The 21,094-nt window shown below is 63.0% G+C and carries 17 protein-coding genes and 3 pseudogenes; 14 read left to right on the top strand and 6 right to left on the bottom strand.

The features are described from left to right. Positions 1–24: 24 nt before the first annotated feature. The 9 genes and pseudogenes from ODR01_RS24135 (at position 25) to ODR01_RS24095 (ending at position 7,036) form a co-directional block, all read left to right on the top strand. Positions 25–705, top strand: a complete 681-nt coding sequence (locus tag ODR01_RS24135; RefSeq protein WP_316980272.1) for a GntR family transcriptional regulator — start codon at positions 25–27, stop codon at positions 703–705. 261 nt (positions 706–966) lie between these two features. Beyond that, entirely contained in the window at positions 967–2,004 is a 1,038-nt protein-coding gene (dctP, locus tag ODR01_RS24130; protein ID WP_316980271.1) for a TRAP transporter substrate-binding protein DctP, read from the top strand. A gap of 109 nt (positions 2,005–2,113) precedes the next feature. After that, positions 2,114–2,611: a TRAP transporter small permease subunit gene (locus ODR01_RS24125; protein WP_316980270.1), complete on the top strand. Its 498-nt coding sequence runs from the start codon at positions 2,114–2,116 to the stop codon at positions 2,609–2,611. A gap of 4 nt (positions 2,612–2,615) precedes the next feature. Continuing rightward, on the top strand, positions 2,616–3,935 hold the full coding sequence (locus ODR01_RS24120) for a TRAP transporter large permease (protein WP_316980269.1): 1,320 nt from the start codon (positions 2,616–2,618) through the stop codon (positions 3,933–3,935). A gap of 27 nt (positions 3,936–3,962) precedes the next feature. Then, entirely contained in the window at positions 3,963–4,139 is a 177-nt protein-coding gene (locus tag ODR01_RS24115; RefSeq protein ID WP_316980268.1) for a hypothetical protein, read from the top strand. An 83-nt stretch (positions 4,140–4,222) separates the two neighbouring features. Further along, on the top strand, positions 4,223–4,609 hold the full coding sequence (locus ODR01_RS24110; RefSeq protein ID WP_316980267.1) for a cupin domain-containing protein: 387 nt from the start codon (positions 4,223–4,225) through the stop codon (positions 4,607–4,609). A 119-nt stretch (positions 4,610–4,728) separates the two neighbouring features. Further along, a pseudogene (locus ODR01_RS24105) lies at positions 4,729–5,304 on the top strand (IS66 family transposase); the annotation flags it as partial. Between the two features lie 129 nt (positions 5,305–5,433). Next, on the top strand, positions 5,434–6,390 hold the full coding sequence (locus tag ODR01_RS24100) for a dihydrodipicolinate synthase family protein (protein WP_316980266.1): 957 nt from the start codon (positions 5,434–5,436) through the stop codon (positions 6,388–6,390). Between the two features lie 379 nt (positions 6,391–6,769). Continuing rightward, on the top strand, positions 6,770–7,036 hold the full coding sequence (locus ODR01_RS24095) for a hypothetical protein (protein ID WP_316980279.1): 267 nt from the start codon (positions 6,770–6,772) through the stop codon (positions 7,034–7,036). 210 nt (positions 7,037–7,246) lie between these two features. Here the strand turns inward: ODR01_RS24095 and ODR01_RS24090 are convergent. Further along, a pseudogene (locus ODR01_RS24090) lies at positions 7,247–7,375 on the bottom strand (integrase core domain-containing protein); the annotation flags it as partial. A gap of 138 nt (positions 7,376–7,513) precedes the next feature. Between ODR01_RS24090 and ODR01_RS24085 the strand changes: the two are divergent. Next, positions 7,514–7,726: pseudogene (locus ODR01_RS24085) on the top strand (IS630 family transposase); the annotation flags it as partial. 10 nt (positions 7,727–7,736) lie between these two features. On the opposite strand, the gene ODR01_RS24080 reads toward ODR01_RS24085, so the two are convergent. The 5 genes from ODR01_RS24080 to ODR01_RS24060 form a co-directional block, all read right to left on the bottom strand. Next, entirely contained in the window at positions 7,737–8,951 is a 1,215-nt protein-coding gene (locus tag ODR01_RS24080; RefSeq protein WP_316980265.1) for a pyridoxal phosphate-dependent aminotransferase, read from the bottom strand. A 102-nt stretch (positions 8,952–9,053) separates the two neighbouring features. Next, positions 9,054–10,226, bottom strand: a complete 1,173-nt coding sequence (locus ODR01_RS24075; RefSeq protein WP_316980264.1) for a M24 family metallopeptidase — start codon at positions 10,224–10,226, stop codon at positions 9,054–9,056. Further along, positions 10,223–11,326: a mandelate racemase/muconate lactonizing enzyme family protein gene (locus ODR01_RS24070; RefSeq protein WP_316980263.1), complete on the bottom strand. Its 1,104-nt coding sequence runs from the start codon at positions 11,324–11,326 to the stop codon at positions 10,223–10,225. The genes ODR01_RS24075 and ODR01_RS24070 overlap by 4 nt, the downstream gene beginning before the upstream one ends. Beyond that, positions 11,326–12,483 (bottom strand): M20 family metallopeptidase, encoded by a 1,158-nt coding sequence (locus ODR01_RS24065; protein WP_316980262.1) that lies wholly within the window; start codon positions 12,481–12,483, stop codon positions 11,326–11,328. Before ODR01_RS24065 ends, ODR01_RS24070 begins: the two co-directional genes overlap by 1 nt. A 266-nt stretch (positions 12,484–12,749) precedes the next feature. Beyond that, positions 12,750–13,643: a GntR family transcriptional regulator gene (locus ODR01_RS24060; RefSeq protein WP_316980278.1), complete on the bottom strand. Its 894-nt coding sequence runs from the start codon at positions 13,641–13,643 to the stop codon at positions 12,750–12,752. A gap of 448 nt (positions 13,644–14,091) precedes the next feature. On the opposite strand from ODR01_RS24060, the gene ODR01_RS24055 reads away from it, so the two are divergent. The 4 genes from ODR01_RS24055 to ODR01_RS24040 all read left to right on the top strand — a co-directional run bounded on the left by ODR01_RS24055 (position 14,092) and on the right by ODR01_RS24040 (position 21,063). Beyond that, positions 14,092–15,075 carry a TAXI family TRAP transporter solute-binding subunit gene (locus tag ODR01_RS24055; protein WP_316980261.1) on the top strand — a complete coding sequence of 328 codons (984 nt, stop codon included), beginning with the start codon at positions 14,092–14,094 and terminating at the stop codon, positions 15,073–15,075. A 107-nt stretch (positions 15,076–15,182) separates the two neighbouring features. Next, positions 15,183–17,789, top strand: coding sequence for a TRAP transporter permease (locus ODR01_RS24050; RefSeq protein WP_316980260.1), 2,607 nt, complete (start codon positions 15,183–15,185; stop codon positions 17,787–17,789). A gap of 618 nt (positions 17,790–18,407) precedes the next feature. Next, on the top strand, positions 18,408–19,334 hold the full coding sequence (locus ODR01_RS24045) for a dihydrodipicolinate synthase family protein (protein WP_316980259.1): 927 nt from the start codon (positions 18,408–18,410) through the stop codon (positions 19,332–19,334). Positions 19,335–19,692: 358 nt separating this feature from the next. Continuing rightward, positions 19,693–21,063: a Glu/Leu/Phe/Val family dehydrogenase gene (locus tag ODR01_RS24040; protein ID WP_316980258.1), complete on the top strand. Its 1,371-nt coding sequence runs from the start codon at positions 19,693–19,695 to the stop codon at positions 21,061–21,063. Positions 21,064–21,094 lie beyond the last annotated feature (31 nt).

The raw sequence follows: 21,094 nt of genomic DNA, 5'->3' as shown, positions 1-21,094 counted from the left end.
GACGAGAAAGGAAGAGGGCCACACATGCCCGAGCACGAGCGCAAGAACGCCTGCACGGCGGAAACCCTGAGCAGCGTCGTCGAGCAGATGGAGGAGGACATCGTCTTCGGGCGGTTGCGGCCGCGCGAACGGCTGATCGAGGACGATCTGATCGAACGCTTTGCGGTGAAGCGCCATATCATACGCCAGGCGCTGGCCGAACTGGAGACGCGTAACTTGGCGGTGCGCGAACGCGGGAAGGGCGCCCGCGTCCACGACTACACGCCCGAGGAGGTGCGCGAACTGTACGCCTTCCGCGAGATCCTCGAAAGCAGCGCGGCCAGTCGCATCCCACTGCCCGCCGACCCGGCGCTGATCAAGGAGCTGACGGCCATCCACCACACCTACGCCAAGGCGGTGGAGGCCGGCGACCTGCGCGGCATCTTCCGTTCCAACATCCGCTTCCACGAGGTGCTGTTCTCAGCCTGCGGCAACCGCTACCTCGCCGAGGCGACCAACCTCTACGCAATGAAGTCGAACTTCATCCGCTTCTACGCCGGCCAGAGCCCGACCACCTTCGCCGGCTCGCGCGACGTCCACGCCCAGATCATCGAGGCGCTGAAAGCCGGTGACCGCGAGCGGCTGGTCGACCTCTGCGTCCGCCACCAGCACCCGTCGCCCAAGGCCTACATCGAGACCTACCGGAGGCTGTTCGGCAAGGGCTGAGGGCCGAGCCGCGGGCGCCAGCCGGCCGGGCTGCTCAAGGCCGATCGCCGGGGCGCGGCGGGGGCGGTTGCCGCTGTCTCCCAACAATTCGAATAATGTTCGCTGAATATTCGTAAACCGGACTGGTGTTATAGGAAATATAGCCCTAATAGGCTTATTATCGCATAGATTATTGATAACAAAATTGATAATAATAATGACGGTTCATCGTCAAACAGGGATCGCCACGCACAAGAGCGTTCCCGGCAAGGAGGAAAAGACATGGGACGTCGACTGGGTTTGGTATCCGGCGTGGCGCTCGTCACGCTGTTCGCCACGGCGGCGTTCGCCGACGGCATCACCCTCAAGATCCAGGTGAGTGACCGCTCGGGGGACGAGGTCTACAAGGTCCAGAGCGAAGAATGGAACCCGATGCTGGAGAAGATGACCGGCGGGCGGCTGAAGACCGAGCTGTTTACCATGGACGCTGTGGTGCCCTACAAGGAAACGGTCCCAGCCATGGTTGCAGGCATCCTCGACGGGCACATTACCTCGATGGAATACCACTCCGGCCTCAACCCGGCCTTCGCCCTGATGGGCAACCTGGTGGCCGGCTATGCCAACGCCGACCAGCAGCAGTCGTTCTGCTTCATTGGCCCCGGCGCTGAGCTGAGCCAGAAGCTGTATGACGCGACCTTCGGCAAAGGTAAGGTGCACGTGGTGGGCTGCGCCACCTACATGAACGAGGCGTTCGTCGCCAAGGTACCGCTGCGCGGCGTCGCCGACCTCAAGGGAAAGAAGTTGCGTGCCCCCGAGGGCCTTGTGTCAGAGGTGTTCCGCCGGGCCGGCGCGGCTACCGTATCGCTGCCGACCACCGAAGTCTACACCTCGCTGGAGAAGGGCGTGGTCGACGGCGCCGACATGGCGTCCTACACCAATAATCGGACCAATGGCCTGCACCGCGTCGCGCCATACCCGCTGTTCCCCGGCATCCACTCGGTCACCGTCCACGTATTCGCAGTAAGCCAGAAGAAGTGGGACTCGCTCACCCCCGACCTGCAGGCGACGCTCGGGGTGTGGTGGCACTACCTCTACGACATGAAGCGTCGCTACAACGAGATCCGCGATCTCGAACTGGCTGCCGAGGACCGCTCGGGCAAGGGCGAGAAGGTCGAGATCATCGACTGGTCGCCGGAAGAGCGCGCCAAGTTCCGCGAGATCGCCAAGGGTGCCTGGGTCGACTTCGCCAACAAGAACGCGCTGGCCAAGGAAGTCTATGACGAGAACGTCAAGTTCATGAAGCGACTGGGCCTGCTGTAGGCGCCGGCCCGGCGTCCGATCGACGGATGGGACGACGGGGGAGCGGCCTCACGCCTTCCCGTCGTTCGCATCCCGACCCCTTCCCATAAGAAAAGAACAGGCGGGCTTTATGCGGTCCTTATTGTCAGCCATCGACGCCGTCAGCGTTTATTGCGGGCGCGCAGTCGGGCAGTTCTACATGGTCGCCGCGCTGCTCACCTTCTACGAGGTGGTGATGCGCTACCTCTTCAACGCCCCGACGATCTGGGCGTTCGAAGTGGTCATGCTGCTGTGCGCCATCGCGTGGATGATGTCGGCCGGCTACGTCACCCAGCAGAAGAAGCACATCTCGATCACCATACTCTACGCCAACGCGCCCAGGTCGGCGCAGTGGGCGCTCGACCTGTTCTCCAACGTCGTCGGCTTGGCCGCCGTCGGCACCCTGGCCTACGCCTCATGGCCGCTGGCCCGCGACGCCTGGACGATGCACGAGCTGTCGGGCTCGCCCTTCAATTCGCCCGAGCCGATGATCCTCAAGGGCATGCTGTTCGCCGGCGCCTGCATGTATGCCCTGCAGCTCGCGGTCAACCTGATCCGCCACCTGCAGACCCACGGCGAGTGGAGATAGGCCGATGGACGTCGGAACCCTCACCGTCTTCATCGTCGGCGGCTTACTCCTCCTGATGGTCACCGGCATGCCGCTGGGCATCGCCACGCTGACCGTGTCGATCCTCGTCACCCTCTTCAAGTTCGGCGAGCCGGGGCTGTTCCTCGTCGCCTCGAACATGTTGGAGATCTTGCACAACTACTCGCTGGTCGCCGTGCCACTGTTCGTCCTGATGTCGAGCATCATGGAGCGCGCTGGTATCGCCGAGGATCTGTTCAACGCCATGGCCATCATCTCCGGCCGGCTGCGCGGCGGCGTCGCCGTGCAGGCGACGCTGGTGGCGGTGGTGATGGCGGCGATGACCGGAGTCATCGGCGGCGAGATCGTCATGCTCGGCCTGATCGCCCTGCCGCAGATGATGCGCCTCGGCTACGACCGCAAGCTGGCCATGGGCACCATCTGCGCCGCCGGCATCCTGGCCACCCTGATCCCGCCAAGCGTCGTCATGATCATGTACGGCTTTGCCGCCGGCGTGTCGATCGCCGACCTGTTCCTCGGCGGCATCACGCCGGGCCTGCTCTACGCCGGCATGTACATCGCCTACATCCTGCTGCGTTGTCATTTCCAGCCGTCGTTGGCGCCGCTGCCGCCGGCCGAGCTGCAATCGCTTTCGGGGATGGAGAAGCTGCGCCTGATGCGCGGCCTGCTGCTGCCGTTGTTCCTCATCACCTGGGTGATGGGCAGCATCTATGCCGGCATCGCCTCGGTGACCGAGGCCGCCGGCGTCGGCGTGCTCGGCTCGCTGATCGCTGCCGCAGTACGCCGCCAGCTCACCCCCTCGATGCTGCTCGACGCTATCGAGCAGACGATGTCGACGATCGGGCGCATCATATGGCTGATCCTCGGGGCGATCAGCCTGGTCGCCATCTACAACGTGATCGGCGGCACCGCCTTCATGAAGTCGCTGCTGACCGGCCTTGACCTGCCGCCGCTCGGCATCATCTTCGTCATGATGCTGATCCTCATGGTGCTGGGGACCTTCCTCGAATGGATCGCCATCGTGTTCATCACGGTTCCGGTGTTCGTGCCGGTAGTCGCCGCCCTCGGCTTCGATCCGGTGTGGTTCGGCGTGCTGTTTGTGATGAACATCCAGATCTATTTCCTGTCACCGCCGTTCGGCCCCGCCGCCTTCTGGCTGAAGAGCGTGGCGCCCGACGACGTCAAGCTGGAGGAGATCTTTCTGGGTGTCATGCCGTTCATCGGACTGCAGATCGTCGGCCTGATTCTGGTGATGTTCGTTCCGGACATCGCATTATGGCTGCCGCGCCTGATCGGCGGCCACTGAGCGTAACCCGGATGAGGAGGCTTTGACATGCAAGAGCAGCAGCAACACTCGGCGCCGGAAGCTAAGCCCGCCGACGACGGCCATCGGGCGGGTACCGGCGATTTCCCGAGCCAGCGTCCATGGGACTGGATCGGCGGCTACGCCCTGTGCGCCTTCGTCATCTTCCTGATGTTCGCCTATTCCCAAAGCTCGCACATCAACTGATCCCTGGCCGGACGTCGGCGGCACGATCCGCCGGCGCCCGGCCCAATTTACGCACTACAACCCCAAGAACCGGAGTCCTTTCGATGAGCGCAGTGTGGCACTTCAATATTCACGACAAGACCAAGGGCATCCCGCGCGAACTGAACGCGGGCGTCAACACCCGTGTCTTCGGTGGCGAGCAGATGACCGTCTCAGTGGTTGAGTTGGAGCCCGGCTCAATCAGCCCGATGCATCAGCACCCGCAGGAGCAATGGGGCTTCCTGCTGCGCGGCTCGATGGTCCGCATTCTCGGCGACGAGCGGGTGGAAATGAAGGCCGGCGACTTCTGGCAGACGCCCGGCAACATCCCGCACGGCATCGTCACCGGGCCGGAGGGGGCGACCGTGATCGACGTGTTCGCGCCGCCGCGCAAGGAATACCTGAAGGCCGGCTCCGGTTACGGGAGCGGCTCCTACTCCGACAAGGACTGACGGCGCGAGGAACCCGCTGTGGTCGGACAAGATGGCCCGCCGCAGAGGTGGTTCCGTTGGTGAACGAAAGAGACCTGCGCGAGAGCGAGCAGCGCTTTGCCAAGGCGTTTCTTTCAAGTCCGATTACCGAGGCGCTTTGCTGGGCGCATGCGCGGCGCAAGTTCTTCGAACTCGCCGCCTCATCCCGACGCAAAGCCAAGGGCAAGAAGCCGGCGGTCGTCTCCCCACCGGCCCTGGAGGCGGCCCGTCGGATTGATGCGTTGTTCACCATCGAGCGCGACCTCAACGGTTTCGGTGCCGCGGCGCGTCTGGTGGCCCGCCGGGAGCGGCGCGCGCCGTTGGTCACTTAGCTCGAAGTCTGGATGCGCGAAGCACGTGCCAAGCTCTCGCGCCATGCAGACGTGGCGGGAGCCATGGACTATGTGCTCAAGCGCCAGGATGCTTTCACCCGCTTCCTCGACGACAGCCGGATCTGCCTGATCAACAATGCAACGGAACGGGCGTTGTGCGGTATCGCCCTGGGCAGAAAGTCGTGGCTTTTCGCCGAATCCGACCGCGGCGGCCGGCGCGCCGAGGTCCTCTACAGCCTGATCATCACCGCCAAGATGATCGGCGTCGATCCCCAGGCCCGGCTTGCCGACGACCTGGCCCGCATCGTGCGCATCAAGAACACCAAGAAACTGCACAAGATCCTGATGTCCGAGCCGTACCTGGAGGAAATCCGCGGCCGGCCGGAACTCGCCGTACTTGGTGAGGACAAGCCATTCGCCTTCGACGCTGATGGTCGACTTTTGGACTGAATTAAAGAAAAGGGAGATTGACCGATGACGCAACTTCTGACGACTGATGTGCGGGGCATTTTCCCGATCTGCCCGACGCCGTTCTTCGACAATGGCGAGATCGACTACGCCGGGCTCGACCGGCTGGTCGACTGGTACGCCGGCTGCGGCGTCGCCGGGCTGGTGGTGCTGGGCGTTTTCGGCGAGGCTGCCAAGCTGTCGTCCGAGGAGGGCGAGAAGGTGCTGGCCCGCGTCATCGCGCGCGTTGGCGGCCGCTTTCTGGTGGTGGTCGGCACAGGCAACCTCAGGCTGCGTGACTACGCGCCGCTGGCCCGGTCCTCGATGGCGGCCGGCGCCGCCGGGCTGATGATCGCCCCAACCCAGGGTGTGCGCACCGACGAGGAGATCACCACCGACCTCAAGCGCATCTTCGCCGCCATCGGCCCCGATGTGCCGGTGATGCTGCAGGACTACCCGCCGGCCAACGACGTTTTCTTCTCGGTGCCGCTCGTCTGCCGGCTGATCGCCGAGTTCCCCCAGATCGTCGTCTTCAAGAGCGAGGACAACCCGGGTCTCGGCAAGCTCGCGCGCATCCGTGAGACCTGCGCCAAGGAGGGCATCCGGCGCATCAGCATCCTGTCCGGGCGCGGCGCGCTGTTCGCCGCCTTGGCGCTGATGCGTGGCGCCGACGGCGTCGCCTCCGGCTTCGCCTACCCCGAGATGCTGGTCGGCGTCTACGAGGCCGTCGCCAGGGGCGACCCCAATGCCGCCTGCGACCTCTATGACATCTTCCTGCCGCTGATCTGCCACGAATTGCAGCCCAGGATCGGCGTGCCGGTGCGCAAGTACATCCTCCACAAGCGCGGCCTGCTGACCTCCCCCCTGGCCCGCCCGCCGGCCCCCGCCATCACCGAGGCCGACAAGGCTGAGGTCGACTTCATGCTGGAGCGTACCGCGGCCAAGTGCCGTAAAGCCGGCGTCCTCGACGACATTTTCGGCTGAAGGCATCGTCCGGTTGATGGGTGGGCCGCCGTGAAAAGGCGGGAGTGTTAGACATGACTGGTGGTCATTGATTTTCGGCCGGACCGGAAGACGTAGCATAGAGCCAAACCGCGTGCTGGATAACCACAGACGGAAAACCATGCCGCTTGAAAGAGGTCGGAACCATTCGGCGACGCGAACGCTGCGGTATCTGATCTCGACGGTTGCCGTCTCGACGCGGCCCTTACCGTTGCGAACTTCGACTTGGTGCTCGCCGGCGATCTCGACAGCCGTCATCTCGTCGGCGATCGTATGGTGGCCGTTGCCCACCAGCCGGTCGACACAACTCCTGACCAGAAAATGCGTCCCCAACTCCCGTGCCGTGCAGAAAAGCTCATAGATGTCGCTCTCCCGGTCGCCGATATGGACGCATCGCGCGGGATCGCCAAACAATGCCGTCGACTGGCGCATGTTTTCCAGCCAGCGGATGCTCTCCTTGTGCTCGATCGGAACCCGCGTCGGATTGATCTTCCGCTTGAGGGCGGCCGTCCCCTTGAACTTCTGCCGCGTCCAGAATTTGATGGCCGCCAAGCCAACCCAGGAAGTCTCCTCAAACATTGGTGGTGTCAGCCAGGCGGCCAATGAAACCGGCGCCGCTGCCGAGTAGATCAAGGGGGCGGCCGCTGAACTGTCGTAACAATCGGAGCACTTGCGTATCGAGGTAGACAAGTTCCTCGCGGAGGTCAGGACCGCTTGACTTTATGGGGCGACCTGACGTGAGCCCGAAGTTTCTTCCGGTCATTGTTAGAGCCCGGATTGATCTGCTCTGAGCCCGAAGTTTGGATCGCCGGAAGGTGGAGTTTTCCGGCTGTGATCGCGGTGACGGGCTGGCTGCGCCACCGGGATTTTGCAATGCGATCGGTACCTTGTATCCGATCACGCTGTGAGGACAGACCTCGTTGTAGTCTCGACGCCAATCCTCCAACTTTTCGCGTGCATCGGCAATCCGGGGGCGCCGACGATCCCGTCGGCGTCCCCGATTTCGGGGCGGACCGGTAGGAACATTCGACATGGATCCCATCTTCTGATCGCTCTGGTCGCCATTCTGGTCGGGCTTCTCGGCAGCGGCGTGTGGGTGGCCTTCGCCGTGATCGCGGTCGGCTTTGCCGGCCCCTACAGCCCCGACCTCAATCCCATCGAGCAAACCTTCGCCAAGATCAAACACTGGATGCGCATGGCTCAAAGGCGCAGCCTCGAAGACACTTGGCGCTACCCTGGAACCCTCATCGACACCATCACCCCCGTCAAGTGCGCCAACTACTTCGCAAACTCAGGCTATGCTTCCGTCAAAACATGAAAGGCTCTAGCTAGGACAACTGGCTGCATGCGGCGACCAGCCGGTTGCATGCGGTTGCCAGCGTGTCCTCGTCGACGGCATAGGCGATCCGCAGGTAGGGCGACAGTCCGAACGCGGAGCCGGGCACCATCGCCACGTCAGCGGCGTCCAGGAAATAGTCGACGGCATCGATGTCGGAGCCGATGGTACGCCCGCTTGGTGTCGTGGCGCCGATCATCCCCTGGCAGTTGGCGTACACGTAGAACGCGCCGTCGGGTGCCGCGCCGCGAAGCCGGTTGCTGGTCTTCTCCAGGGCCGCGACCACATGGTCGCGGCGCAGCCGGAGCCGTTCCATCCGCTGGCTGAAATAGTCCAATGAGCCGTTCAGCGCCGTCGTGGCCGCGGCTTGGCTGATAGAGTTCGGGTTGGACGTGCTCTGCGACTGGAGGATGTCGATGGCCCGGACCAGCCAAGCGGGCCCCCCGGCATAGCCGAGACGCCAGCCGGTCATCGAGAAGACCTTGGATACGCCGTTGACGGTCAGCGTGCGCTCGATCAACCGTGGCTCGATCTCGGCCAGGGTGTGCGCCCGCTCGCCGTAGACGATATGCTCGTAAACGTCGTCGCTCAACACCATGACGTGCTCGTTGTCGAGGAGGACGTCGGCGATGTCGCGCAACTCCGACGCCGAGTAGACCGCACCCGACGGATTGTTCGGGCTGTTGAGGACGAGCCATTTGGTGCGCGGCGTGATCGCTGCGGCCAGGTCACCGGGACGCGGCTTGAACCCGTAGCCCTCGTCGCCGGCGACGATCACCGGGGTGCCGCCGGCAATCCGCGTCATGTCGGGATAGGAAACCCAGTAGGGCGCGGGAACGATGACCTCGTCGCCGGCCGCGACGGTCGCCAGCAGGGCGTTGAACAGGATCTGCTTGGCGCCGGTGCCGGCAATGATCTGCTCGGGTCGGTAGTCGAGGCCGTTCTCCCTTTGGAACTTGGCGCGGATGGCCTCCTTCAGCTCCGGCGTTCCCGAAACCGCCGTGTACTTGGTCTGTCCGGTCTGGATGGCGCGGATCCCCGCTTCCTTGACGTGATCGGGGGTATCGAAGTCGAGCTCGCCTTCGCCGAGGTTGATCACCGGGCGGCCGGCCGCCACGAGCCGGCGCGCCTTGACGGAGACCGCGGCCGTCGGCGATTCCTGGACGGCGGACATGCGCGGGGCAAGAAATGCTTCGCTGGGTATCATCGGTCGAACCTTCGTGCCAAAAGGAGGGAGGTGACGCGATCCCCTACCGAGGGGACGGCCGAACGATCACGTCGGTACAGAAAGCGGTTCGGCGCTGCGGGCTCACACCTCCAGAAGCTCTCGGGAGACCCTCGACAGCGGCCGGCAACCGTTGACGGTGACGATCGCCGTCTCGCTGACGCCGACGGTGAACTTGCCGTAGACGCGCAGGGCCGGCGGCATGTGGAACACCATACCCGGCTGGATGACCGTGCGGATACCAGTAAACAGGCTGAGAACGTTGCCCTCGCCCCAGTCTGGCGCGAATGAGATGCCGATGCTGTAGCCGGTCCGTTTGCGGAAGCTGTCGGTATAGCCGGCCTTGTCGATGACCTTCTGGCAAGCCATGTGGACGTCCTCGCAAGTGGCCCCGGGCTTGAGGGCGGCCAGCGCCGCCGCCAGTGCCTCGATGCAGCAGTCCATCATCCGCCGGGCCTGATCCGGGGCCTTGCCGACCCAGGCGGTCCGCATCAGTGCGGCGTGATAACGGTCGTGGCAGGCGGCCATCTCCAGCAGCGTCGCGTCACCCGCTTCGAGCCGCCGCCGCCGCCAAGTCCCGTGCGGGATGCCGCTGCGCGGCCCGCTCGACACCAGCGGCTCCATGCCGACATATTCGCTGCCAGCGCGGATCGCCTTGCCCATCATTTCGGACACCAAGTCGTTCTCGGTGGCGCCGGCGGCCACCGTCGCCATGCCAGCCCGCATGCCCGCCTCGACATAGGTCGCCGCGATCTCAATCTTCTTGATCTCGGTCTCCGACTTGACGACGCGCAGCGTCTCGACCACCCGGGCCGCGTCCTTGATGGTGCCCAGCTTCGCGCGCAGCGCGTTGTAGATGGCGATCGGCAGGAACCAGCCGCGCTCATCGATGCCGATCCGCTTGTTCTGCCAGCCCAGTTGGGTGATCAACGCCACGGTCACGTCGACCGGGTCGGAATCGTCAGTATAGGGCTCGATGTTGCTAACGTAGCTGTTGGCGACCAGGTTGTTCAGTTCGAGTAGGCGGACGATGAACACCGGCTCGCCCTCGACCGGCAGCAGCAAGGCCATGTAGGTGTAGTAGCCGGGCGACTGCTGGCCGGTCAGGTAGAAGATGTTCTCCGGTCCGGTGACGATCATCACGTCGATCTCGCGCTTGATCAGCTCCTTGCGCGCGGCATTGATCCGGGCATCCAGTTCCGCCCGCGGAAACACGCATTCGATGCCTTGCGCGACGACGGCTGCGACCTTGCTCATAGTCTCTTCTCCCAAATGCAGGATGTCTTCGATGTATCGATGGCGACGCCGAGCCCGTCGCCCGGCGCCAATTGCACGGTGCCGTTCCGATAGGCCAGCCCGGAAACCGGGTCGTCGAGCAGGCCGTCGGCGCCGTAGAGCTCGGCGTACTGCGGCTCGGCCGCCATCGTGCAGTGGCACGCGGCAGCGGTGGCGCCGCTGCCCTCGTTCATCTGGCCGATCATGAACGGCACGCCGGCCTCGCGGAGCCTGCGGACGGCGGTCATCACCGGGGTGATCCCGCCGAGCTTGACGATCTTGAGGTGGGCCCACACCTGGCCGCCGAGGACGATGACCTGTGAGACGTCGGCCAGCGAATGGATGCTCTCGTCGAGCATGATGGGAATCGGCGACTGCTCGGCCAGCGCGGCGATGCGTTCCCAGTCGCCGGCGGCGATGGGCTGTTCGGCATAGGCGATATGCAGCGGCTCGAGGGCCGTGAGCCGGTGCCGTGCCTCGTCGAAGCTCCAGGCACCGTTGACATCGATGGCAATCTTGACCGCGTCGCCGAAGGCGTCGCGCACCATGCCGAGCCGCCGCAGGTCGTGCTCGAAGTCGCCGGCCCCGACCCGTACCTTGAGATCCAGGAAGCCGCGGCGGACGTAATCCTTGGCCATGGTGAGGAACTTGGCGTCTTCGGACCAGAACAGGGTCTGGTTGGTCGACAGCGCCGGCCGGAACCCGCCGCCCAGGCTGACCGCAAGCGGAACGCCGGCGAGACGGGCGATCCAGTCGTTCAGGGTGCAATCGACAAGGGCGCGGGCGATCGCCGGATGCGGCCCAGGATCGGCATTCAGCCGGTCGCAAATGGCTTGGGGGGCATCTGTCCAGTCGATACCATCGAGCAAGCGAATCACCGCACGGCGAACGGCCGAGGGTTCGATACCGGTGAGATAGGCGATGTTTTCGCGCACCTCGCCGAACGCCATCAGCCGGCCATCCAGCTCGATGACGAGGTACAGTTCGTCCAGTCCCGCAACCCGTCCCGACGACGCCGTGTAGAGCACAAGGTTGGGGCCGTAATGAACGGTCGCCGCAAGACAGCGGACCCTGTCCATCATCAAGCTCCCATCATGTGGGCGACAATGTCATGGTAGATGAGCGCCGCGCGTACCAGTTCGTCCTCGGGGACGAACTCGTTGGGCTTGTGGGCGACCGCCAGCGAGCCTGGGCCGACGACCACGCCGTGGGCGCCGACCGAGCGGAAATGAACGAGATCGCAGCCTCCCTCGAACCCTCCCAGCGGCGAAGGCCGGCCGTTGTGGCGGGTGCAGGCCTCCTGGGCGGCGATCACGACGGGGTGGTCCGGGGCCGTCTCGGTGGCACCGCCGGTGGTCGGCCGGAACTCGACGATCGTCATGTCGGTGTCGCTCTGCTGCGCCGCCCGCCGAACCAGGGCGGCCAGCGCCGCCTTGGTCTCCTCCTCGGTTTCGCCCGGGACCATCCGGCGGTCGAGCAGGAAGTCGCAGGCATCGGGGACGACGTTGTCGGCGCGCCCGCCGTTGGCCCGCGTCACCGTCAGGCTGGCCTGCCCCACCAGGGGATGGACCCGGGTGCGGACCCGCTCATGCTCCTCGGCGACCAGTTGGAGCAGGGGCACCGACTTCAGGATGGCGTTGACCCCCTTGTCCGGCGTTCCTGAGTGTGCTGACTTGCCGGCGACGCGCACGACCGGGCGCAGGCTGCCCTTGTGGGCGGTCACCGCGGTGCACGAGGTCGGCTCCCCGATCAGGCAGAAGTCGATGACCGGGCCCGTCTTGACGTATTCCTTGGCGCCGAGGCTGGCCACTTCCTCGTCGGCGACGAACACGCCCAACAGCGTGCCGCTCCACCGGCTGCGGCCCTCGCACAACAGACGCATGGCTTCCAGCATCGCCGCCAGCGGCCCCTTGGCATCACATGCCCCGCGACCGTAGAGACGGCCATCGGCCGGGCGCAGCTTGAAGGGATCCGAATCCCATCCGTCGCCGGCGGGCACGGTGTCGATATGGGTGTTGAAGGCGAAGACCGGCCCCGGGCCGTTGTCCAGCCGCGCCACCACGTTGGTGCGGCCGGGTAGGACGTCGGCCGTCTCCACCCCGAATCCGCAGCCGCGCAGCCGATCCGCGATGTAGGTGGCGGCGGCGCTCTCGTGGCCGGGGGGATTCTCGGTGTTGAACCCGACCAACGCCTGCAAGCTGTCCTTGAGCCTTGTGGGGTCGACGGCGGGGCTGGGCATGACTGGGCCTCCTTGCCTGGGGCTATTCGTGTGACGACGATATCCCCGTTGCACGCTGCAGCCGATCACTGTTCCCGGCGGAACGAGCGATGAAGCTGCGTTTCGTTGGTGGTCGCGAGATGTTCCTGCCGGGCGCAGAACGAGCCGAAACCCGCTTGATCCAGCAGTTATGTGTTAGTTGCATCAATCAGTACATATTATCCGAATGAATGTCAAGGCCCCGTGGACGGCGGCACCGCCGCCGTTTCGGCCGGACGGGGCGGTGGTTATTCGCGCTCCGTCGCCGCCGCTTCGTTGGCTCTGGACAGATGGACGCGCAGCAGATTTGCGGCATTGGGAAGATTGCCGCGTTCCAGGGCGTCGATGACGGCTAGGTGTTCCTCGCACCAGTCGACGATCCGGCGGCGGTTCGAGTAGCCGCGAATCTCCAGCAGGCGCCGAAGGCGATTCTGGTGCTGGATTACCTGGAGGAAGAGCGGGTTGCCGGTGAAGCCCGCGATCATCTCGTGGAACTCGGAATCGATGGAGAATATCCATCGCCGGCGGATCGTCTGCTCGGCATTCGTGAGCAAATCATGGTGGGCGAGCCGGGAGCGCGTCAGGGCCTCGTGGTTGATCGTGAACTGCGGCAACAGAATGCCGGCCGGCTCCAGGACCATGCGCAACTGATAGCTGTGGTGGAGCGATCGGTCGGTGTCATAGGTGGGAAGGAACGTCCACCCGCGTCCCTTCCGGCGGGCAACGATCCCTTCGTCCATCAGGCGCCCCACGGCCCGCTCGAAAAGGCTGCGCGGCACGTCGAAGCGGCGCATCAGATCCATCTGGGTAAACGAGTCTTCGAGGGCGCCTTTCAAACGCGCGTCGATGATCGCCAGATAGAGGTCGTCTTCCGCGGCCGGTGGGGCCTCGATGTTGATGTTCATGAGGTCGCTGGGATTCACGTTAAGAGAGAATCCCTGATTGCGGCGCCCGATGACGACGCCCCGCTCCTGTAGGAGCCGCAGGGCGGCCCGGATGGGCGAGCGCGACACGCCCAGGGCGTCGGCCAGAGCCTCCTCGGTGAGGTGGTGGCCGGACTGCCACGCGCGTTCGCGCGCCAGATGCAGGATCTGGTGGGCGAGTTCGATTCGACGAATCGTATTCCTGTTGGCTCTGTCCATGGTCACGGGGTCGCGCTTCTTACCGTTAAATGCCTCATTTCTCATCACAATATGTATTTTTCATCACAATATGTCGCGTCGTCCCATTGTCGCAAGGGGCTGCATGCTAGCTGCCACGAAAAGCCGGTCCCATCCCCGGCACCCGCGTCCGCCCGGACAATCGCGGGAAGGGCGGGCCATAGCGGTTGCCGGCGGCCGTTCCCGGCGCCGTACCGCCGACAGGCGGGTTGCCATCGTGGATCATGGCGATTGACAAAGTTCAGAATAATGTACAATATGATACTATCAAAACAAAAGCCCTCGGTTTGCAGACGGCTGCGGGCTGAAGGGGAGAAGGCGCAGACCGATGCCGGACGGGTTTCAGATGCGCCCGCAAGTCGCTTCGTTCACATGTCGTATCTCGTGCCTCGACCGCGCGGGCGTGTCGAGAAGTAGATGGGAGATTGGAATGATTACGATCAGAACTCTTGCGGTGACGGTGGCCGCTGTCGTGGCATTGGGAATTGCCAGTGCCGATGCAGCCGACAAAAAATTCGTGATTATCGGCACAGCCGGAGTCAGCGGCGGCTACTATCCCGCTGGCGGCTTCACCTGCAACGGCCTGAACAAAAGCCGGAGCCAGTACAACCACAACATCCGGTGCACCGTCGAAAGCACGGCGGGTTCCGTCGCCAACCTGCGTTCGGTTCAGTCCGGCGACCTCGACGTCGCCTTCTCGCAGGCCGATTGGCAGTACCATTCGTGGAACGGCACCAGTAAATTCTCCGACGTGGGGAAGAATCTCGACCTCCGCTTCCTGTTCTCGCTGCAGGCCGAGCCCATGCAGATTGTGACGCGCAAGAACACCGGCATCAAGACGTTCCTCGACCTCCGCGGCAAGGTGGTCAACACCGGCAACGTGGGCTCCGGCACCGAGGCCACGGTCTATGCCTCCCTGAAGCTCTATGGTGAAACCGCCGAGTCCTTCTTCAAGCAGGAGACCAAGTTGACGTCGCGCGAGCAGGCGCAGGCCCTGTGCGACGGCAAGATCGACGCCTTTTTCTTCCCGGTGGCGATTGGCACCTCCAGCATAGTCGAAGCCACGAACACCTGCAACGCCACGTTGGCCGACTGGGATGACGACGTCATCCGCAAGTGGGTGGAGGCGACGCCTTACGTCGCCTTCTATTCCATCCCGGCCGACGCCTATCCGGGACTTGATCGCGATATCAAAACTTGGGGCATGCCGGCCACCGTGGTGGCCAGCGCGAAGGCCGACGCGGACGTCATCTACTACATGGTAAAGTCGGTCTTCGATAATTTCGAGGATTTCAAGAAGCAGTCCGCCATCTTCATCGGCATCACGCGGGAAGGGGCCGCGAAAAACGGCCAGACCGCCCCCTACCATCCCGGCGCCCTGCGGTACTTCAAGGAGGTCAAACTCCTCAAGTGAACTAAACGGCATCGGCGTGGATGGTCGGGGCGGGCGTTTCCCCCTTCCGGCCTTTCACGGCGCCGTTTGTTGTGTTGTCGATCGCATTTCGTTCATGAGGGGGCGCGATGAGCCGAGACCGGAACTTTGAAGACAAGGACAGTCAGGACGACCAAGCAAAAAAGCAGCTGGATGATCTCATTGCGTCGGACATTGGCTCTCGACATTTTTCCCCTTTCATCTCCAAGCTCTTTTTCGTCGTCTCCATCGCCTGGTCGGTATTCCAGCTTTACAATGCCTCCCCTTTGCCGTTGTGGCTCGATGTTTTCGTCCTCGACGATACGCAGCAGCGGTCCATCCATCTGGCGTTTGCGCTGTTTCTCGCCTTCCTCGCCTATCCGGCATTCCGGAATGCCCAGCGGGATACCATCCCGTGGTTCGACTGGGGCCTGACGGCGATCGCCATCGCTTGCTCTCTCTATATCGTCGTCTTCTACGCGGACGTCGCTTCGCGATCCGGCGGCGTCAGGACGGGCACCGAGATCGCCGTCTCCATCGTCGGGATCCTGTGCGTGCTGGAAATCACGCGACGGGCCCTCGGCACACCGCTGGTGATCGTGGCGGCCATCTTCACCGCCTATGCTTTTCTTGGCCCCCATATGCCCAGCCTGATCGCCCACAAGGGCGTTACCCTGAACCGATTCGTCGACCACATGTGGCTGACGACGGAGGGGGTGTTCGGCCTGCCGCTGGGCGTCTCCAATAGTTATATCTTCCTGTTCGTGCTGTTCGGCGCGCTGTTGGACAAGGCGGGGGCGGGCAACTTCTTCATCAAGCTGTCGTTCGCCCTGTTGGGGCACATGCGCGGCGGGCCAGCCAAGGCCGCCGTCGTGTCGTCGGCCCTCACCGGCCTGATCTCGGGCTCGGCGATCGCCAATATCGTGACCACCGGAACCTTCACGATCCCCCTGATGAAACGGATCGGCTATCCGGCCGAGAAGGCGGCCGCGATCGAAGTGTCATCGTCGATCAACGGCCAGATCATGCCGCCGGTGATGGGGGCCGCCGCCTTCCTGATGACCGAATTCGTCGGCATCACCTATTTCGAGGTTTGCAAGCATGCCTTCCTCCCAGCGGTCATTTCCTACATCGCGCTGTTCTATATTGTGCATCTCGAAGCCGTTAAGGCCGATATGCCGGTCCTTAAGAAGGTAGTGGAGACGTCGCTGTTCCATAAGCTGTTCGTCTTCGCCACGGCGATCGTCACCATCCTGGCCCTGTCGATGGCCGTCTACTACGGCATCATGGGGCTCAAGGTGGTGTTCGGCGAGGCGGCTCTGACCATCGGATCGCTGGCGATGGTCGCGATCTACCTCCTTCTGCTGTTCGTCGCCTCCAGGCAGCCGGACCTCGAAATGGACGATCCCAACGAGCCGCTGGTCGAAATTCCGAGGCCGTTGCCGGTCTTGTTGGCCGGAATGCATTTCCTCCTGCCGGTCATCGTCCTGATCTGGTGTCTGATGATCGATCGACTGTCGCCCGGCCTCGCAGTTTCGTGGGCGATCGTGGCGCTCGGCGTCCTAGTCCTGACGCAGAAGCCGGTCATCTTACTGGTGCGCGGACAGGGCATGCAGGCGTCCGCCATAACCGACAGCCTGCGTACCTTGCTAGACGGTCTCGCCGCTGGTGCCCGCAACATGGCCGGCGTGGCCGTGGCCATGGCCTCCGCCGGGATCATCGTCGGCGTCGTATCGCTGACCGGCCTCGGTCTGCTGATGACCGAGATCATCGACACCATCTCCTACGGTAACGTCTTCCTGATGCTGCTGTTCACCGCGATCATGTGTATCGTGCTCGGCATGGGCATGCCGACGACGGCCAACTATATCGTCGTGGCGTCGGTCATGGCCCAGCCTTTCGTGACTCTGGCGGCGCAGCACGGGATCATCGTTCCGCTGATTGGCGTCCACCTCTTCGTCTTCTATTTTGGGCTGATCTCCGGCACCACGCCGCCGGTTGCGGTGGATGCCTTCGCGGGCGCCGCGTTGGCGCGGGCCGATCCGATGAAGACTTGTATCATCTCGTTCTTCTACAGCATGCGGACTGCTGTGTTGCCCTTCATTTTCATCTTCAATCCGCAGCTCCTGCTGATTGGCGTCGATACCTGGTGGCATTTTCTGCTCGTCTTGGGCGCCTCGGTCATCGGCATGTTGGCATTCGCGGCGGCGACCCAGGGGTATTTCCTGGTCCGGTCCCGAATATGGGAGTCCGTGGCCCTACTGTTCGTGGTGTTCACCTTGCTCCGTCCCGGTTTCTGGCTGGATTTGATCAAGGAACCTTTCGACACCGTCGATCCCAAGCGCCTCGTCGAGATGGTACAGCGCATGCCAAACGAGGCCAGCATCCGGATGATCGTTTCCGGCGAGAATTTCAGCGGCGAGGCGGTGCGGAAGGTCGTGCTGCTGCCCCTGGGCCAGAAGGGGAGTGACGGCAAGAAGCGTCTGGCGGCCGCCGCTGGCATGGATGTCATTGAGACCGATGGCCGTATCACGGTCGATACCGTTCGCCTCAACGGCGCCGCCCAGCATTGGGGAATCGGTGACGGTTGGACCATCGAGGAGATTCAGGTTCCCACCGAAAGGTTCCCGAAGGAATGGTTCTTCATGCCGGGAATAGGATTGTTGCTGTTGATCATGGGCCTTCAAAATCGTCGCCGGACTGCGATAGTCGCGTGATCTTCCGCAGGGGAACGGGGGAGGACGCGTTCCTCTCCCGTTCGCCGGCTAGGGCATGTCGGCGCCCGCTACGGGGCTTCGCCGCTGTCGGCCCGTTCTTGGAGATTGCCTCGGCCATCCTTTGTCCCGTTACGGGCCCGATGGGGAATCGTTCGGATGTTCCGCACATGAGCTTCCAGCATGAGGAGCCTTGAATCCCAGAATTCTTTAATAGTATTAATAGTTCAATTTTATACAATATTTCGGATTGAGTCGGTGTGGTGGCGAAGCCAGCTTCGTGTTACGTACTCGACAAGCGGCGGTCCATCCTAGTGGTGCGGACCCGCGAAATGCCCCAAGGGTATTTTTCGATTTTTTTGTTGGTTATGGGAGAGAATAGAGAAGCGTCTGGTTCTGTCGCGTAAAGGCCATGGCGTCATGAAAAGACACCCGATGGAGGGCCTTCGGAGCCTGGAATGGCCCTTGACGATGCCAGCTATATTGTATATTAAGATGCATGTTGTACGATAAGAAACATCGACAACAAATCACAGGTCCGCATGAAGTGGGATAGCCTCCCCCCAAGCGGGCGGCCGAATGAATGCGTACGAAATCGTTTAGAGAAACAAGGATTGTGTGATGGTTAAGAGCGCGCAGGAAGCGAAGGAAAGGCTTGGCGGCATCATCAATATCACGATGACGCCATTCGAGACCGATTACAGCATCAACTACAAGGCGTTTGCGGAGAACATCGAGCGGGTTCTCGATCTTGGATACGACGGCCTTCTGATCGGCGCGCAATACGGCGAATTCGTGACGATGTACACGGAGGAGCGCGCGGAACTCCTGCGGAGGACCATGGATATCGTCGGCGACCGGGTGCCGGTGCTGCTCGGCGCGCCCAGCGCCGACCCCAGGGTGGTGGCGGAGCTGACCAAGCTCGCCAGCGACCTCGGGGGGATCCCGATGCTGACGGCGCCCTACGTGTCGGAGGTCACGGAAAAGCACATCTTCGACTACTTCAAGCACATCGCCCCGATGAGCAAGACCGGCATCGTCATCTACAACATGCCGGAGATCGGCTACATCATCCCGCCCCACCTGCTGGAGCAACTGGCGGAAATTCCGAACATCATCGGCGTCAAGCAGGGCGACCTTACCCCCAAGGTCATTGATCGGATCGCCGGCAATCTGTCCGGCAGGTGGCGACTCATGTGCGCCTCTGATCTCCACCTCTACGGTCCGCTGATGCGCGGTTTCCATGGCGCGAGCTGCAGCAACAGCAGCTGCATTCCCGAACTGATCCTGAAGGGATACCGCAGCTTCAAACAGGGCAACGTGGAGAAGGCGATCGAACTTCATCAGCTGTGGTATCCGCTTCGCCAGTTGCTGCGCGAACTGGGCCAACCGCAGACGATCAAGGCGGTCATGAATCTGCGTGGATGGTTCGGCGGCCACGTCCGGGCCCCGCTCCAGGACCTGAACACGAAGGAAATCGATCGCGTAAGGCAGGTGCTGCGGGGCATCGCGAAGCACCCGGACTCCGGCCTCAAGGACTTCGCCTAGGCCGCGTCGAGGATTGCTCTGCTCGGGCCTGATGGCCTGCGCATGACTTGCCCAACGCCGGGACCGGCAACTGGATGGCTGGTCCCGGCCGGACGTCCGAAGGCGTCTCGAAGGGAGGAGGTCAGACATCCCCGATTCCAGGTGGGAAAATCAGGGAAACACCGATCAGCATTGAAAGAGGTTGTTGCAGCGCCGGCTGAATGACCTTCGCCGAGGATCCCAAAACCCGGCGAAGGGGGCGGTCCGTCAGAAGACGTGTTCCTTCCTGTTCAGGGGAGGACACGCAAAAAAATGGTGAAATATTGTGACCAGCACGACTCGTGAGGCGTCCAGTTCATTTCTGCGGAGCGTTGACGGGATGTATACGCGGGCGGCCGCGCTTTGTCCGATGGAAGAGGGGCTGCAGGAACGCATCCGGCAGTGCAATTCGGTCTACATGGTACGCTTCGGCGTGCGTCTGCGAGGCTGCATGCACAGCTTCGTCGGCTGGCGTGCCGTGCACAGCGAGCATTTCGACCCAGTGAAGGGGGGCATCCGCTACGCTGTGGACGTCGACCAGGAGGAGGTCGAGGCCCTGGCGGCGCTCATGACCTACAAATGCGCTCTCGTGGACATTCCGTTTGGCGGCTCCAAGGGGGCGCTCAAGATCGATCCGGCGGCTTGGGAGGAACATGAGCTCGAACGCATCACCCGGCGCTTCACGCAGGAGTTGGCGCGACGCAACCTGATCGGCCCCAGCCAGAATGTCCCGGCGCCCGACATGGGGACCGGCGAGCGCGAGATGGCCTGGATGGCGGACGAATACCGCCGGCGTAATCCCCTCGATATCAATGCGGCAGCCTGCGTGACCGGCAAGCCGATCTCGCGCGGTGGCGTGGACGGTCGCACCGAAGCCACCGGGCGGGGCGTTCAATACGCCATCCGCGAATTCTTCCGTCACCCTGACCACGTTGCCAAAACCGGGCTCTCGGGGGAACTCAGGGGCAAGCGGGTCATCGTGCAGGGGTTGGGGAATGTGGGTTACCACGCTGCCAAGTTCCTGTCGGAAGAGGATGGCTGCCTGATTGTGGGGATCGTCGAGCGTGACGGGGCGTTGCGCTCGGCGACCGGCCTGCCGGTGGAGAAGGTGCGCCAACACCTCCGTGCCAAAGGCAAGATCGCCGGCTTCTCCGGGGCTCAGTACGTAGAGAAGGGATCGGTTGTCCTCGAGGATGGCTGCGATATCCTTATCCCGGCGGCCATCGAGAATGTCATCACGGCAGAAAATGCACCGCGGATATCGGCACCGCTGGTGGTCGAGGCGGCAAACGGCCCCACGTCACTCGATGGGGACCGGATTCTCGCCGAGAAAGGCGTCACGATTCTGCCCGACCTTTTCGTCAACGCGGGCGGTGTGATCGTCAGCTATTTCGAATGGGTTGAAAATCTCAGTCATATGCGATTTGGACTGCTCGAACGCCGTCGCCAGGAGATCCGTAACCAACAGATCGCGGACATTCTTGAAAAAATGACGGGAAAGACTTTTCCCGCAGATAGGCTCGCCGACTTCATCAAGGGAAGCCGCGAGGTGGATCTGATCCGCTCGGGTCTCGACGAGATGATGCGTGCCGCTTATGCCCAGATGACGACGCTCATGAACAGCCGCCCCGAGGTCCGTGATTTCCGCACCGCCGCCTACATGATCGCCATCCAGCGCGTGGTCGACGCCTACAAGGCTTTGGGAATCTAACCAGCAGACATAAACCTCCCTCTGACTCGAG

This window comes from Shumkonia mesophila, assembly GCF_026163695.1.
GTDB lineage: Bacteria > Pseudomonadota > Alphaproteobacteria > Rhodospirillales > Shumkoniaceae > Shumkonia > Shumkonia mesophila.
This window is presented reverse-complemented; position numbering and strand designations above follow the sequence as displayed.